Annotated in this window: 14 protein-coding genes; 2 read left to right on the top strand and 12 right to left on the bottom strand. The window is 63.7% G+C overall.

What is annotated here, in order from left to right:
• The first annotated feature begins 120 nt into the window (after positions 1–120).
• Entirely contained in the window at positions 121–795 is a 675-nt protein-coding gene (locus CK228_RS24140) for a helix-turn-helix domain-containing protein (protein ID WP_095789472.1), read from the top strand.
• A gap of 36 nt (positions 796–831) precedes the next feature.
• Here CK228_RS24140 and CK228_RS24135 read toward each other — a convergent pair whose 3' ends face one another.
• The 12 genes from CK228_RS24135 to ssuD form a co-directional block, all read right to left on the bottom strand.
• Positions 832–2,043: an epoxide hydrolase family protein gene (locus CK228_RS24135; RefSeq protein ID WP_095789471.1), complete on the bottom strand. Its 1,212-nt coding sequence runs from the start codon at positions 2,041–2,043 to the stop codon at positions 832–834.
• A 217-nt stretch (positions 2,044–2,260) separates the two neighbouring features.
• Complete coding sequence (locus CK228_RS24130) at positions 2,261–2,746, bottom strand: hypothetical protein (protein ID WP_095789470.1); 486 nt, start codon at positions 2,744–2,746, stop codon at positions 2,261–2,263.
• 116 nt (positions 2,747–2,862) lie between these two features.
• Complete coding sequence (msuE, locus tag CK228_RS24125; RefSeq protein ID WP_095789469.1) at positions 2,863–3,423, bottom strand: FMN reductase; 561 nt, start codon at positions 3,421–3,423, stop codon at positions 2,863–2,865.
• 62 nt (positions 3,424–3,485) lie between these two features.
• Complete coding sequence (locus tag CK228_RS24120) at positions 3,486–4,733, bottom strand: SfnB family sulfur acquisition oxidoreductase (protein WP_095771625.1); 1,248 nt, start codon at positions 4,731–4,733, stop codon at positions 3,486–3,488.
• 24 nt (positions 4,734–4,757) lie between these two features.
• Positions 4,758–5,549, bottom strand: coding sequence for an ABC transporter ATP-binding protein (locus tag CK228_RS24115; RefSeq protein ID WP_095789468.1), 792 nt, complete (start codon positions 5,547–5,549; stop codon positions 4,758–4,760).
• A 78-nt stretch (positions 5,550–5,627) separates the two neighbouring features.
• The gene (locus tag CK228_RS24110; RefSeq protein WP_095789467.1) at positions 5,628–6,965 is read right to left on the bottom strand and encodes an ABC transporter substrate-binding protein; all 1,338 of its coding nucleotides are present in this window, start codon (positions 6,963–6,965) and stop codon (positions 5,628–5,630) included.
• An 85-nt stretch (positions 6,966–7,050) separates the two neighbouring features.
• The gene (locus CK228_RS24105; protein ID WP_095789466.1) at positions 7,051–8,094 is read right to left on the bottom strand and encodes a branched-chain amino acid ABC transporter permease; all 1,044 of its coding nucleotides are present in this window, start codon (positions 8,092–8,094) and stop codon (positions 7,051–7,053) included.
• Between the two features lie 3 nt (positions 8,095–8,097).
• Positions 8,098–8,997, bottom strand: a complete 900-nt coding sequence (locus CK228_RS24100; protein ID WP_095789465.1) for a branched-chain amino acid ABC transporter permease — start codon at positions 8,995–8,997, stop codon at positions 8,098–8,100.
• A complete protein-coding gene (locus tag CK228_RS24095) occupies positions 8,994–9,920 on the bottom strand; it encodes an ABC transporter ATP-binding protein (RefSeq protein ID WP_095789464.1) in 927 nt (308 codons plus the stop codon). The genes CK228_RS24100 and CK228_RS24095 overlap by 4 nt, the downstream gene beginning before the upstream one ends.
• 122 nt (positions 9,921–10,042) lie before the next feature.
• On the bottom strand, positions 10,043–11,146 hold the full coding sequence (gene sfnG / locus CK228_RS24090) for a dimethylsulfone monooxygenase SfnG (RefSeq protein ID WP_095789463.1): 1,104 nt from the start codon (positions 11,144–11,146) through the stop codon (positions 10,043–10,045).
• 165 nt (positions 11,147–11,311) lie between these two features.
• A complete protein-coding gene (locus CK228_RS24085; protein WP_095789462.1) occupies positions 11,312–12,772 on the bottom strand; it encodes an FAD/NAD(P)-binding protein in 1,461 nt (486 codons plus the stop codon).
• Entirely contained in the window at positions 12,769–13,941 is a 1,173-nt protein-coding gene (ssuD, locus tag CK228_RS24080) for an FMNH2-dependent alkanesulfonate monooxygenase (protein WP_095789461.1), read from the bottom strand. Before ssuD ends, CK228_RS24085 begins: the two co-directional genes overlap by 4 nt.
• Before the next feature lie 487 nt (positions 13,942–14,428).
• Here ssuD and CK228_RS24075 point away from each other — a divergent pair, with 487 nt between their 5' ends.
• Positions 14,429–14,680 carry a hypothetical protein gene (locus CK228_RS24075; protein WP_179296023.1) on the top strand — a complete coding sequence of 84 codons (252 nt, stop codon included), beginning with the start codon at positions 14,429–14,431 and terminating at the stop codon, positions 14,678–14,680.
• Positions 14,681–14,822 lie beyond the last annotated feature (142 nt).

The raw sequence follows: 14,822 nt of genomic DNA, 5'->3' as shown, positions 1-14,822 counted from the left end.
AGTTTTCCAGACGCGATCCGTAGAACGCCCACCCCCCATAGCCAGCATCGCGCAAGGGTTCGACTGTATGATCTCCATTCATGAATCGAATTCGCAGTTTTGCCGGAGCAATTGCCGATCATGGTCCAAAAGCATACGAGCCGGTCATCCCCCCATCCCTGGATCGACACTGTCTGGCAAACTGTGTGTTTAAGCGACGGGATTTACAGAGCCACACCGGACGGTTCGTGGGATCTGATCTGCAGCGTCGCGCCGGACGGGATTTCCGTGGTGTTCTTGAGCGGCCAGGCAACCGAGCCGGTCGACGTGCCATATGTCGAGGGTGAGCACTCGGTTGTCATCTCATTTGCCGCCCATGTCTATCTTGCGCGCGACATGGAGGTGCGAACCGGCGCGACGGTCCGTTTTCTGGATGTAGAAGAAGACGAATTTCTATTGGATGGCGTGGAACTGCCGTTACCGACTTTCCTGAACGCCGAAGCTCTTGTCGACGAGATGATCGCCGCGGGGCTGCTTGCGTCCGACGACGTCGTGGCCAGCGCCTTTACCGAGAAGCCCAAGGCCGCCTCCAAACGCTCCGTGCAACAGCATTTCAAAAACACCACCGGCATTACGCAGAAGGATTTCCAGTTGATCCGCCGCGCCCAGGAAGCGGTTCGGCGTTTGAAAGCCGGCCATAGTGCCACAGCCGTGGCTTTCGATCTTGGCTATACGGATCAACCGCACATGATCAAATCCATAAAGAGGATCATGGGTTCTCTGCCCTCAAACCTCGATGCGGTTCACAAGATCTGACGCCGGGCGAAGGTTTCGCCCGGCGGATTCACGGCGCTATTTCGTGACGAGTGCGGCGAATTGCTTGATGTCTTCGACATAGAATGCGGGATCTTCCCACGCGGCGAAATGGCCCGCTTTCTCCATATCGTGAAATTGCGCGACATTTCCCGAGGTCTGGCGGTCCGCCCATTCGCGCGGCAAGCGAACGCCGCCCGGGATCGGCACTTCGGTCGCCACCGCCACCGGCACCCCCGTGTTGTTTCCCTTGATGGTCGGCTGCTGCATCGCGTTCTGATTGTAAATGCGGAAGGACGAGGCCGCCGTTTCCGTCAGCCAATAGATCATGATGTTGGTCAAAAGCTCGTCGCGACCAAATCTGGCGTCGGCCTCATCGCCGACCCCCATCCCGGCCATGAAGCTCATGATCCATGCGGCAAGTCCGACGGGCGAATCGTTCATGGCGAAGGCGATGCTTTGCGGCTTCGTCGCCTGGACCAGATTAAAGGCGCCGTGCATGAAGAACCATTGCTGGATCGCGCCGGCATAACCTTGCTCCAGCCCGCTGAGGGCGCCAAAATCCGTGGTCTGGTCCGGGTAGCCCACATCGGTCAGGTGGGAGCCGATAAGCTTGTCCGGGTGGCGCTGCGCCAGCGACATGGCGATTACCGACCCCAGGTCACCGCCAGCCACGATGAAGCTGTCGTAACCCAGGATGTCATTCATGAGGTTTGCAAAAATGTCGGCCACCTTGTCGGCGGGCAGAGCCGTTCTGCCGGAGAAGCCGGTCCCCGGAATGGACGGCACGACGACGTGAAACTCCTCCGCCAGGGCATCCACGACCTTGTGATAGCGGTAAAAACTGTCCGGCCAGCCATGCAGCAGAAGGATTGCCGTCGCGCCCTTCTTTCTCGACGGCTGATGGACGAAATGGAGGTCGATGCCCTCGATATCGACCTTGTAATTCGGCAATGCGTTCAGGCCCGCTTCGGCCTTTCGCCAATCATAGTCATGGAGCCAGTAGTCGGTCAGCTTCTTCATGTAATCGAGATTTGTGCCAGTCATCCATCCCGCTCCGGCGGGCTCATCCGGCCAGCGGGTGTGGCTCAGGCGCGTCGTGAGATCGGCGAGCTGGTCATCGGAAACGGCAATCTTGAACGGGGTCGGCTTGGCCATTGTCGTGTTCTCCTGTGAGAAGGCGCTGCGATCGGCGAGACCGCCGAGAAGGGCTGCCGCGATGAGGCTTTTGGCAAATTCGCGGCGGCTCATTCTCGCAGCTCCTTGTTCTTTTTCGATGGAGCCAAAGTATGGGAACGGCGGCAGCGCGGATTGTAAATTTGCGCAATTCATCCGGACGAGACGAGCACGCGACAGGTCTCATTCTCGCGCCCGTTGAGGCATGAGGGATGCACGACGAAACGGTATGCGGTGCGGCGTTCCGCCACCCGGCAACAGAGGATGGAGGCTGACGAATATTCCGCTTTTTCTAGAGGGTGAACGACCAGAACAGGCAGGCGAGCGTCGCGGCGGCGAAGACCACGAAGAACAGGCTGCGCAACAGCACGTTGCGGCGCAATTCGTTCATGACGAAGTGACAGCCGACGATGGCGACGGCAAACAGGAACCGCCAGTTCAGCAAGGCCAGGAGAGCGCTGCCCTGGCCGAAGGCCCATCGGGCGAGAAGGCCGCCGACGATGGTGGCAAACAGCACGATCACCGTCCAGAAGATCGCGTCGGCCGCATGGGTAAGGACGATGCTGGCGGCGCGGATCGGCAGGATCATCATCAACAGCGCGCTGAAGAAGAAGACGGCGGCGAGCGGAATGAAGGTTCCGGCATCGGCGATGCCGTCGAGCCGCCTGACGCCGATCGCGCCATAGGGATAGCCGTGACGGGCCACCGCCAGGCTCAGCGCCATGAGCAGGGCGGTCAGCACGGCAACGAGTGCGAAGGTCGTGAGGGCTTTGCTCATGGTGTTCCTGTCCCGGACGAATCAGACAGGAACTTTGTAGCGGGCGGTCGTAAATTGCACGTAAGCGACGGCACCACCGGTGCCGATTTCAATCGGTGAAATCCGCTGTCGGGCCGCTATTCGGCGGCGACCCTGCTTGTCGAGCGATTGGCCAGCACGAAGCCGACCTCATCCACCGCCTGCGCCGCGCGCTTCAGGATCGCCTCGGAGCGCAGCACGCCGTCGGTGAAATCCTTGTCGGTGGCATAGACGGCTGTCGGCAAGGCAAAGGCCTCGAAGAAACCGAACAGCGGCCGCAGCTGATGCTCGACGATCAGGGCATGGCGCTCGCCGCCACCGGTCGCTGTCAACAGGACGGGCTTTCCGCGGAGTGCTGCCGGGTCGATCAGGTCGAAGAAGTGCTTGAACAGGCCGGTATAGCTGCCCTTGTAGGTCGGCGAACCGACCACCAGCGCATCAGCGGCGAGGATCTGCGCCAGGATCGGCTGCGCCTGGCTGTCGAGGTCGCGCGCCCACCGTGCGGTGCCGAGCGATGGACCGAGATCCTCGATATCGTAGGTGACAGCCGACAGGCCATGGCGCGCGGCGATGTCCCTGGTGACCAATTCGACGAAGGAGCGCGTCTTTGACGGCCGGGTGATGTTGCCGGAAAAACCGACGACTGTGGGGTTTGACATGGCAGTGGGCCTCTCGGATGTCGAAGTTGGAAATGGCGGGCCACATGGCCCGCCGAGGGAAATCAGCTCCAGGCGTGCAGCGGCGGGTTTTCGCCATTGAGGAAATATTTGCCGAGGATCGAGTACTTCCAGCGTACCGGATCGTGCAGCGTGTGGGTGCGGGCATTGCGCCAATGCCTGTCGAGATTGTGCTCGGCCAGCGTCGAGCGGGTGCCGGCCAGTTCGAACAGCTTGTTGGTGGCGGCAATGGCGATCTCGGTCGACAGGATTTTTGCTTCCGCCGTGACGATCTGCGCATGCGCCACCGTTTCGGCGGTCGGCTCGGCCACCGCCTTGTCGATCGCCAGGCCCGCTTTTTCGAGCAGTGCCTGCGCTGCGTGCAGGCGCAATGTCAGGTCGCCGACCGCCTGGATGGTGTAGGGGTCGTCCCAGGCATTGTCGACGCCGCTGTCGATCCAGGCGCGGCTTCTGGTCCTGACGAAGTGAACCGTTTCGTCGATGGCCGCCTGGGCGATGCCGGTGTCGACCGCCACCTGGATGATCTGGAAGATGGCGCCGTCGGCGGTCGGTCTGTCGTAGCCCTTGTAGCCGGGCACCAGAAAAGTCTTCGGCACCTTGACGTTGTCGATGATGACGGTGCCGGACAAGGTCGTGCGCTGGCCGAAGCTCGACCAGTCGTCGATGACGGTCAGGCCTGGCGCTGCCCGGTCGGCAATCGCATACCAGGCGCGGCCCTCGTCATCGAGCGCCACGATCGGCACCAGATGGGCAAGCAACGCGCCGGAGGAATAGAATTTGCGGCCGTTGACGACGACATGGTCGCCGGCATCGGTGAAACGGGTCTCGAAATCGGCGGCGCGCTTGGAACCGAACTCGGAAAAGGCGTTGCCGAACCGCGTGCCTTTCAGCACCTCGGCGAACAGCAGCTTCTGCTGGTCCGCGTCGGAAACGGTGCGGATCGCAGCGACGACGCCGAGATGGTTCTGGGCGATCTGGCCGATCGAGGAATCCGCAGCCGAGATGATCTCGATCACCTTGGCCAGCGTCGCATAAGACACCTCCGGTCCGCCGAATGCCTTGGGTACGTTGATCGACCACAGGCCGCTCTGCGAGAAGGCGTCGAGTTCGGCGACCGGCCAGATCCGCTCGCGGTCGCGCCGGGAGGAGTCCTTGACGAATTCGGCGGCGAGGGCGCGGGCGACCGCGATCGCTTCGGCATCATCCCGGATGATGTGGGCCGGCGCCGACGGCCTTGCGACCGGCGGCACGGCGGCGGAGGCGTGGTCTGTCTTGACGGTAGAGACGGTCATATTGCTGCTCCTCGAGATTTCGTTTCAGGCAACGGCATGGAGATGGGTTGGCTTCGCAGCCGGCGACGGTTGTTGGCCGAGATAGAAGGCGCGGACATCCTCGCGCTGGCGAAGATCGGCGGCCGCGCCGGCGAGAACAGAGACGCCGTTTTCGAGCACCGTGGCGTGGTCGGCATAGCGCAGCGCGACAGCGGAGTTCTGCTCGGCGACCAGGATCGACAGGCCGCTCTCGCGGTTCAGTTTCCTCAGCGTCTGAAAGATGTCCTGGACGATGAGCGGGGCGAGCCCCATCGACGGTTCGTCGAGGACCAACAGGCGCGGCCGCGACATCAGCGCCCGGCCGATCGCGGTCATCTGCTGTTCGCCGCCCGAGGTCAGGCCGGATAATGTCCGGCGCTTTTCCTTCAGCCGGGGAAAATAGGCGTAGACCTGTTCGAGGTCCCCGCTGATCTCGGCACGGCGACCGCTGCGGCCGATGCCGCCGGCGACCAGGTTTTCCTCGACGGTGAGGCTCTTGAAGCAGTGGCGGCCTTCCAGCACCGGAACCAAGCCGTCGCGCACCAGGTCGCCCGGCTTGCGGCGTGAGACATCGGCGCCGTCATAGCGGACGGTGCCGGCGTTGACCTGTCCACGCTCGGCCGGCAGCAGGTTGGAGACGGCCCTCAGCGTGGTGGTCTTGCCGGCGCCGTTGGCGCCGAGCAGCGCCAGGATTTCGCCGCGCCTGATCTCGAAGCTGACGCCATGCAGCGCCGTGATGGCGTGGTTATAGGTGGCATGAATCGTGTCCACCGCAAGGATGACGTCATTGTCCGGCATGGGGCTCTTCTTCCGCGGTTCGAAAACCGTAAGGAACGGGCGCCGCGGAAGCTGTCCGTGGCGCCCGGCAGTGGCTGATCAGTTGGTGGTCACGGCGTTGGCATCATCGGCGGTGCGCAGCTTGATGCCCTTCTCGGCGGCATAGGCCTCGGCCGACTTCTCGATGATTGGCCGCAGCAGCGCCCAGTCCGGCGCGATCCAGTCGGAAACGACGTTCCACTTCTTGCCGTCCCACTGCTGGAAGGTCACGTAGCCCTCGCCCTCGTGATTGTCCCAGCTGACGTTGATCGAGTGGAACAGGTCCTTGGCGCCAAGCGCCTCGACCTTGGCCGGGTCGAGCTTGAGATGTTCGAAGCCCCAACGGACTTCGTCGCCGGTCAGCGTGCGGTGGCCGAACTTCTCCTGCGCGACGCGGATCGCCTCGACATTGAGGATGCCGTTGACGATGCCGAGATTGTGGTAGACCGAGCCGATGCGCGACTTGTCTTCCAGATTGCCCTTGCCGGCGCCGTAGACCGTCTTCACGATCTCCTGCACCACCGGATAGGTGTTGCCGGAGGCCTGGGTGGTGATGGCGGTGTAACCCTTGGCGGCATCGCCGGCCGGGATGACGTCCTCTTCCGAATTCGACCAGACATTGCCGACGATGTGGTCGACGGGATAGCCGACCTTGACCGCCGTCTTCAGCGCCACCGGGTTCATCACGCCCCAGCCGCGCAGCACGACAAAGTCGGGCTTGGCGCGGCGGATGGTCAGCCACTGCGACTGCTGCTCGTTGCCGGGATGCGGCACTTCGATCTGCTGGACGGTGAAGCCGTATTTCTGCGCCAGCAGTTCGTAGATCGGGATGGTTTCCTTGCCGTAAGGCGAGCCGTGATAGAGCACGGCGATCTTCTTGCCCTTGAGCTTGTCGATACCGCCTTCCTTTGCGGCGATGTAGTTCACGATTCCGGACGTCTCGCTATAGGGGTTGAGCAGTAGCGGGAAGACGTAAGGGAAAACGCGGCCGTCGGTGGAATCGGTGCGGCCGTGGTTGACGGTGATCAACGGCACCTTGTCGGCCGTGATGCGGTCGATCATGGCATAGGCGATGCCGACCGAAAGCGGATTCCAGGCGGCGGCGCCGGCATGGCTCTTCTGCCGCTCATAGCATTCGACGCCGCGCTCGACCTCGTACTGGGTTTCGCATTCGTCCCAGGTCAGCTTGACGCCGTTGACGCCGCCGTCGCGGATGTTGATGAGGTTGAGATAATCGATGAAGCCGCCGAAGAAGCCGGTGCCGCCGGCCGCGTAGGGACCGACGCGATAGCTCTGCAGCGGAAAGTATTGTTCGTCGGCGTGGGCCGATGGCAAGGCCACCGACACGATCATCGCCGCGGACAGCGCCGCCGCCTTGATTGTGCTGAGGAAAGTCATGGTCGAGATACTCCCGGTATGGGCCGTCTTGGTTCGGCCTCTGGTTCATTTTCCGATTCAGTTCGATGCGGGTTGCCCCGCAGGCTCATGTCGACTGCCAGGCGAGCAGGAGCCGTCTTCGGACCCTGTCCCACAGGGCCACCAGCCCGTCCGGTTCGAGGATCAGAAACAGGATGATGAGAGCGCCGAGCACGATGCGCTGGCTCATGTCGAGGACGCCCGAGTCGAAGACATCGCCGAGCAGGAAGCCGCCGAGACGCGACAAGCCAAGCGGAAAGACGACGATCAGGGCGGCGCCGAAGAAGGCGCCACGGATCGAGGCCAGGCCGCCTATGATGATGATGAACAGGATCTGGAACGAGCGGTCGAGATCGAAGCCGTCCGGCTCGACGGTCCGCAGATAGGCGAAGGCCCAGATGACGCCGGCAACGCCGATGATGAAGGACGAGATGGCGAAGGCCAGCAGCTTGGTCTTCAGCACCGGGATGCCGATGATGCGGGCGGCGGTTTCATTGTCGCGGATGGCGATGAAGTTGCGCCCGGTCTGCGATGTGACCAGACGGTGGGCGAGGAAGGTGAGTATGCTGACGATGGTCAGCGCGAAGAGATAGCGGCCGACGGCGCCATCCAACGCAACGCCGCCGATAGACAGCCGCGGCGCGTCGATGACACCGGACGCCGAGTCGTTGGAGAACCAGCTGAACTTGGTCAGCGCCCATTGCACGAAGAACTGCGCGGCGAGCGTCGAGACCGCGAGGTAGAAGCCTTTCAGCCGCAGGCTTGGCAGGCCGAAGACGATGCCAATCGCGGAGGCGACGATACCGGCGAGGACAATGCTGCCGATCAGTGGCAGGCCTTCGACCCTCAGGTTGAAATTATAGGCGGCGAAGGCGCCCGTCGCCATGAAGGCGGCGCTGCCCAGCGAGACCTGGCCGGCATAGCCGGTGAGGATGTTCAGCCCGACGCCGGCAAGGCCGAGCGCCAGGAACGGCAGCAGGATGGCCTCGAACAGATAGCTCGAGCCGATCAGCGGCACGACGCCATAGGCGAAGGCGAGCAGCAGGACGGGCGCGATCCATTTCGGCAGCACCGGTGCGGCGGAGGTGAGATCGCTTGTGATCACGGCCATGGCTCAGACCCTTTCCACGAGCTTCTGGCCAAACAGGCCCGAGGGACGGATCAGCAGGAAGGCGAGCGCCACGACATAGGCGAACCAGCTCTCGATGCCGCCGCCGAAATAGTCGCCGATATAGACCTCGGCGAGCTTCTCGCTGGCGCCGATCAAGAGGCCGCCGACGATGGCGCCGAGAATCGAATCGAAGCCGCCAAGCACCAGCACCGGCAGCGCCTTGAGCACCACCAGAGACAGGGAGAACTGCACGCCGAGGCGGGCGCCCCAGAGCAACCCCGCAACCAGCGCGACCAGGCCGGCGGCGGCCCAGACGGTTGCCCAGATCAGCGGCAGCCTGAGGCCGACCGCCAGGGCGGCGAACTGGTCGTCGGCAACGGCGCGGAAGGAGAGGCCGATGCGGGTATAGCGGAAGAACAGCGACAGCAGCAGAACCATGCCGGCGGCGACCAACGCGGCGAAGATGTCGAACTGGCTGATCAGCACGCCACCGACTTCCAGCGGCACATCCTCGATGCCGAGGTCGAGGCCGTGGACCTGCGTGCCCCAGATCAGCTGGGCGGCACCCTCGATGATGTAGGACAGGCCGAGCGTCGCCATGAACAGCGTGATCGGCGGCTTGTTGGTGAGCGGCCGCAGCACGGTGCGCTCGATGGCGACGCCGATGGCCACCATGATGGCGAAGGTGGCCGCCAGCGCCAAGGCGAAGGGAACACCGCGCTCAACCAGGCTGACGAAGGTCAGCGCCGCGAACAACAGCAGCGCGCCTTGCGCGAAATTCAGCACGCCTGATGTCTTGTAGATCAGCACGAAGCCGATCGCGACCAGCGAGTACATGACGCCGGAGAGCAGGCCGCCGACGAGCACTTCGATGAAGAACTGGTAGTCGAAATCGGCGATCATATGCCAGCCCCGTCCTCATTGTCGGAGGCGACGCCGAGATAGGCATCAATGACGCGCTGGTCGTTCCTGACCTCGTCAGGCGTGGCGTCGGCGATCTTGCGGCCGTAGTCGAGAACGGCGATGCGGTCGGACAGGCCCATGACGACGCCGACATCATGCTCGATCAGCACGACCGTGGTGGCGAAGCGGTCGCGCGCGGCGCGCACGAAACTTGCCATCTCGCTTTTCTCGCTTGCGGTCATGCCGGCCATCGGTTCGTCGAGCAGAAGCAGGCGCGGCTCAGCGACCAAGGCGCGGGCCAGTTCCACCCGCTTCTGCAGCCCGTAAGGCAGCGTGCCGGCGAGACGATCGCGGACCGCGGTGAGATCGAGGAATTCGAGGATGTGGTCGGCGCGGCTCAGGGAGTCGCGCTGCTCGCCAGGCGAGCGGCCGATGCCGAGCACCTGCCCGGCAAAATTGGAGCGGACCTTGTAGGCGAGGCCGGAGGCGACATTGTCGAGGACGCTGAGGCCCTTGAACAGAGCAAGGTTCTGAAACGTCCTGGCAACACCGAGATGCGCCAGCCGCTGTGTCGGCACCTGATCATAGCGGATGCCATCGAGCAGGACATGGCCTCTATCCGGCCGGTAGACGCCGCTGATGACGTTGATCAGCGAACTCTTGCCGGCGCCGTTGGGGCCGATGATGGCGCGGATCTCGCCGGGGCGCACCGACAGCTCGATATCGGCCAGCGCGACTACGCCGCCGAACGACAGGCCGATGCCCTGCAGGACGAGCAACGGAGCGGCGGCATCCGCGATCGACCCTGTCGGCACGACGCCGACGACGGACGACTGGGGCGTCGACGGCAGGCCGCGCGCAAAGACTTCCGGCGCATAGACCGAGGCGTCCATCATTCCAACTGCGTAACTGGCCAAGGGCATTCCAATCGTCCTCGATTGCTTCACAAGCGCACGAATCCTCGTCGCCGCCCGATCGATCGAGCGCGCTTGGGAACCTTCTTTGGTGTGCAGGCCGGACTGACCGGCCTGCTTTTTGAAAAGGGTTATTCCGCTGCCAGCGATGCAGCCTGCTCGGCATTTTCCAGTTCGCGGACGAGCGGGATGACATGCTTGCCGAAATACTCGACCTCTTCCTGGAAATGCAGGAAGCCGAGCAGGATGAGATCGGCGCCGGCGCGCTTGAGATCGACGATGCGCTCGGCGACCTGCCTTGGCGTGCCGATCAGGTTCGAACGGAAGCCGTCATTGTACTGGACCAGATCGTCGAAGGAGGATTTTGCCCAGTTGCCCTCGCCTTCCGGCGAGGCCTTGCCGGCATTCTTGACCTCGTGGCCGAAGGCGTTGACCGCTTCGGGGTTGGCCTTGGCGATGATTTCGGCGAGCACCGCCTTGGCCTCGTCCTCCGTCTCGCGGACGATGGCGAAGGCGTTGACGCCAACCTTGACCGAATGGTCGTTGGCCTTCGCCTTGGCCCTGATGTCATCCACCTGTCTGGCGATTTCGGCGGGCGTGTTGCCGTTGGTGAAGTACCAGTCCGAGACACGCGAGGCCATGTCGCGCGCGGCTCGCGACGAGCCGCCCTGGAAGATTTCCGGCAAGGGCTGCGGCGGCTTCGGCTTCAGTGAATATTCGTTGAAGCGGTAGAAATCGCCGCGGAAGGTGAAGCTGTCCTGCGTCCATATTCCACGCAAGGCGCGGATGAATTCTTCCGAACGGCGGTAGCGCTCGTCGTGATCGAGCCAATGCTCGCCGATGGCGTGGAACTCGCCGCGGAACCAGCCGGAGACGAGGTTGATGGCGACGCGGCCATTGGTCAGGTAGCTGATGGTGGCGAGTTGCTTGGCAGCCAGCGCCGGATTCCACGGCCCGGGCAGGATCGCGGCGATCACCTTCAGCGTCGTGGTGGCGGCAAGCAGATCATGGCTGAAGGCAACCGATTCATGCTGTTCGTCGGCGCCGTAGCCGGCGGTGAAACGGATCTGGCTCAGCGCATAGTCGAAGCCGGCCTTCTCGGCAATCTGCGCCAGCTTGCGGTTGTATTCGGCCGAATGGTTGGTGCGCTGCTCGATATTGGAAATCACCAGGCCGCCCGAAACATTCGGCACCCAATAGGCGAATTTGACCGCGTCGGTTGCTGCGTGTGCCATGAACTGTCTCCCCTTCAGGCCGTGTCGTTGATCGGTCCGGCATGGCCGAATCTCGCCGATATTTATCATGTCTACTGATTATATATACAAAGTAGGATTTTCCGTTTTTGGCGGCCGCTTGGGACGGAAATACCAATTTTGGCCGGCCAGGCCGGCTTCGGCCTGTCAGCGCGCGGTCGCAACGTCGCTGGCATTGGCGCCAACCGCCTCGACGGACGGAAACCTGTCGACCAGCCTTGCGATCTCGGTCGCGACCATCTGGGCATGGCGGGCGACCTCCGGCAGGCCCATGAGTTCACCAAAGGTGCCCCGCGCCAGCGGCCCGGCGACGAAGAGCCCGGCGACCGCCTCGCCATCCCAGCCGATGGCGAGGCTGTCGAGATTTGTCTCGATGCCGAGTCCGTAGGCGTCGACCCTGATCAATCCGGTCTCGGCCAGGGAGCGCAGCGCCGGATTGAGCTGAAGCGCCTGCCCATGGGCAGGCCCTGTCGTGTTGATGACGGCATCGAAGCGCGCCGTCTCGATCCGTGTCTGGCCGCGCCGCTGAAAGCTGACCGCGAGGTTCTCGCCCTCGTCGTTCGACGCGACAAGCCTGGCGGCAATGGTGTCGAACGTGCCGGCAGCCTGGCGGCGGTCAAGGACGGAAGCAATTTGGGGGGCGATCCTGAAGCGATGCACGTCCCAGAACACACGCAGTTGGCGGACCAACCTTGCCCGTTCCGATGGAGCAAGGGCGGCCCACAGAACCGGCCCCTGCAGGCGCAGCTGGTCGAAGACGGACTGCCAGTTGACATTGGCCTGGCGCGCCGCCGCCAGCGTCGCGCGAATGTCGCGAAGCAGACCGAGCGCCGATGTGGCCGGCGCCGATGCGAAATCGCCGAAAGGTTCGCCCCGGACATCAGGATGGCCGCGCGAGCGCAGTCCGCGGCGCGACAGCGCCAGGATACGGCCGCGATGGCCGCGGCGATCGAGCTCCGCGACCATGTCGGCCGAGGTCAGCCCGGAGCCGACGATCAGCACGGAAGCGTCCGGCTCGATCCTGGCAAGTGCCGACGCTGCGTTGGGATCGGCGACAAAACCCGGCGCTTCGGCCAGGCAAGCAAGCGCTGCCGGGATTGCGGGGGCAGGATGCGTCGCGGCGAGGACCGCAATGTCGGCGATGACAGGTCCGGCGGAGGTTTGCACGGTCCAGCCCGCGCCATTGGCTTTGCGTGTCACGCCGGTGGCGAGACCGCCGACATGACGGACCGCGCCTGAAGCCAGACAGGGCGCGAGGTGCTCGGCGACATAGCGGCCGAACACACGCCGGCGCGGATAGGCGTCGTCATTCTTCCAGATCGCGTCCGCGTCACGTTCGAGTTCGCCGGAGCCGGCCAACCAGCGGGCAAAATGCTGCGGGTCGTCGGGAGCCATGCTCATTCTGACGGCCGGCACATTGACCCGGTGCGCCGGCTCTTCGCTGGAATAGGCCAGACCGCCGCCGAGCGCTGGGCGTGGCTCGATCACCGAGATCGACAGGCGCTCCGGCCGATGCGCCCGCGCAAGATGCCAGGCCAACGCCGCGCCGGAAAAGCCGCCGCCGATGATGGCGACGCGCAGTCGGCGGGCCGGAGGCAGCGCGTTCACGAGGCGCTGGCGAGCGACTTCGGCCGGTGGTCGCCGGCGATGGTCTCGCCGAACGGGCCGGTGTTGACGGATGAGCCGGCGGCTTTGACCGGATGATCGGTCGGCAATTTCGGCAGCACCAGTTCGCCAAAACGATAGGCTTCCTCCAGATGCGGGTAGCCGGACAGGATGAAGGTGTCGATGCCGAGGCGGCGATATTCGTCGATGCGCTCGGCGATGGTGTCGGGGTCGCCGACCAGGGCTGTCCCCGCGCCGCCGCGCACCAGGCCGACACCGGCCCACAGATTGGGCGCGATCTCGAGCTTGGCGCGGTCGCCGCCATGCAGCGCGCTCATCCGCGCCTGGCCGACCGAATCCATGCGGGCAAAGACTGTCTGGGCCGAAGCGATCGTCGCGTCGTCGAGGCGGCTGATCAGCCGGTCGGCGGCGGCCCAGGCCTCCTCGGTGGTTTCCCGCGCGATGACATGCAGGCGAATGCCGAAGGAAAGCTTGCGGCCGGCCTTCTCGGCCAGTTCTCGCACGGCGTCCAGCTTGCGCTCGACATCGGCGGGCGGTTCGCCCCAGGTCAGATATTTGTCGATCTCCTGCGCCGCAACCGTCGACCCGGCATCGGACGAGCCGCCGAAATAGAGCGGCGGATAGGGCGTCTGCACCGGCGGGAACAGCAGCCTGCCGTCCTCGATGTGGAAATGCTTGCCCTGGTGCTCGACCGTCTCACCGCTCAGCACGCGCTTGTAGATCCGCAGGAATTCCTGCGTCACCTCGTAGCGCTCGGCATGCGACAGGAAAATGCCGTCGCCCTTGTTCTCAAGCGGATCGCCGCCCGTTACGACATTGATCAGCAGGCGGCCATTGGAGATGCGGTCGAGCGTCGCCGTCATGCGCGCGGCGAGCGTCGGCGATTGCAGGCCCGGCCGCACGGCGACCAGGAAACGCAGCCGCTCGGTCAGCGGCACCAGCGCCGAGGCGATCACCCAGGAATCCTCGCACGACCGGCCGGTCGGCAGCAGCACGCCGTAGTAACCCAGCGTGTCGGCGGCCTCCGCCACTTGCGTCAGATAGGGCAGATCGACCGACCGGCCGCCCGCGGCGGTGCCGAGATAACGGCTGTCGCCATGCGTCGGCAGGAACCAGAGGACCTTGATGCGGTCCGGAATGTCGCGGGTCATTGCCTGCCTCCCGCGAGCCGGTGGCAATGGCGGTCTGTGCCTGGCGGGGTTGAGAGCGGACGCAGAGAGGCGGGCATGGCGGAGTCCTGTCCGGGAAAACAGATTGTCCGCACTTTGCTTATTCTATAAACTCTGTAGAGTTAGTTTATTCCAAATCCGCCGTTGAAATTGGAAATTCTCTTCGTTCGATCGAAGCCGCGCCTGATCCTCGGCAGCTCGCTGGCGTCAGGCCCAGGCGAATTGGAGAACACTGTTTGGCGGTCCTTCCGACTCCTAGGTGTCATATTAGCCACAGGTAATATGAATCAGCTATCCGGCCTTGCATCGTCGGCATAGGTGTCCCTTAATGGGTCACCGTGTCTGGCACCGTCATTGCACAGTCGGCAATGCCGGCGACATCTCTCACCCAGCAATCGGGGGGCAGATGGGGGGCCCCGCCGCTTCGCGAATGGAGCGGCGGGCTATCAACAACGGGGGGCGGGCAGCCATGTATTTTCCGCAATTCTTGGTGGGGATGTTCGCCACGTCGGCCGTAGTGGCGATCTGGGCCGGCATAGAAACTGGATCTGTCGGCAAAGCGCTCGCTTGGACCGTCCTCACACTGATGATGCTGCAGGTTGGATATTTCCTGCTGGCATTTGGGCTTTTCTACAAGCGCTCGACGAAAAGCACCGACACAAAACCGGATACTGCTCATCAGCCCATCCGTCGAGACGGTAGCGTCTCATCGGGCCGATGATGACCGACAGGCCGGCCGCAACCTACTGTGAGCATGACGCCGCCTACGGGCGAAGTGATGGAGTGGCCAGCGCCCGTCAAGCGCCAAAGCCATTTGGCCGTCATCTGCTTGCGCCATTCCCAAGCTCTGTCGAACGATCCCG

The sequence above is a fragment of the Mesorhizobium sp. WSM4312 genome (assembly GCF_002294875.1).
GTDB lineage: Bacteria > Pseudomonadota > Alphaproteobacteria > Rhizobiales > Rhizobiaceae > Mesorhizobium.
Note: the sequence above shows the minus strand (reverse complement) of the source record. Positions and strands in the feature narration are given on the sequence as shown.

Coding starts and splice junctions, on each gene's coding strand:
- CK228_RS24140 (WP_095789472.1), top strand. CDS start 121: ATGGTCCAAAAGCATACGAGCCGGTCATCCCCCCATCCCTGGATCGAC.
- CK228_RS24135 (WP_095789471.1), bottom strand. CDS start 2,043: ATGAGCCGCCGCGAATTTGCCAAAAGCCTCATCGCGGCAGCCCTTCTC.
- CK228_RS24130 (WP_095789470.1), bottom strand. CDS start 2,746: ATGAGCAAAGCCCTCACGACCTTCGCACTCGTTGCCGTGCTGACCGCC.
- msuE (WP_095789469.1), bottom strand. CDS start 3,423: ATGTCAAACCCCACAGTCGTCGGTTTTTCCGGCAACATCACCCGGCCG.
- CK228_RS24120 (WP_095771625.1), bottom strand. CDS start 4,733: ATGACCGTCTCTACCGTCAAGACAGACCACGCCTCCGCCGCCGTGCCG.
- CK228_RS24115 (WP_095789468.1), bottom strand. CDS start 5,549: ATGCCGGACAATGACGTCATCCTTGCGGTGGACACGATTCATGCCACC.
- CK228_RS24110 (WP_095789467.1), bottom strand. CDS start 6,965: ATGACTTTCCTCAGCACAATCAAGGCGGCGGCGCTGTCCGCGGCGATG.
- CK228_RS24105 (WP_095789466.1), bottom strand. CDS start 8,094: ATGGCCGTGATCACAAGCGATCTCACCTCCGCCGCACCGGTGCTGCCG.
- CK228_RS24100 (WP_095789465.1), bottom strand. CDS start 8,997: ATGATCGCCGATTTCGACTACCAGTTCTTCATCGAAGTGCTCGTCGGC.
- CK228_RS24095 (WP_095789464.1), bottom strand. CDS start 9,920: ATGCCCTTGGCCAGTTACGCAGTTGGAATGATGGACGCCTCGGTCTAT.
- sfnG (WP_095789463.1), bottom strand. CDS start 11,146: ATGGCACACGCAGCAACCGACGCGGTCAAATTCGCCTATTGGGTGCCG.
- ssuD (WP_095789461.1), bottom strand. CDS start 13,941: ATGACCCGCGACATTCCGGACCGCATCAAGGTCCTCTGGTTCCTGCCG.
- CK228_RS24075 (WP_179296023.1), top strand. CDS start 14,429: ATGTATTTTCCGCAATTCTTGGTGGGGATGTTCGCCACGTCGGCCGTA.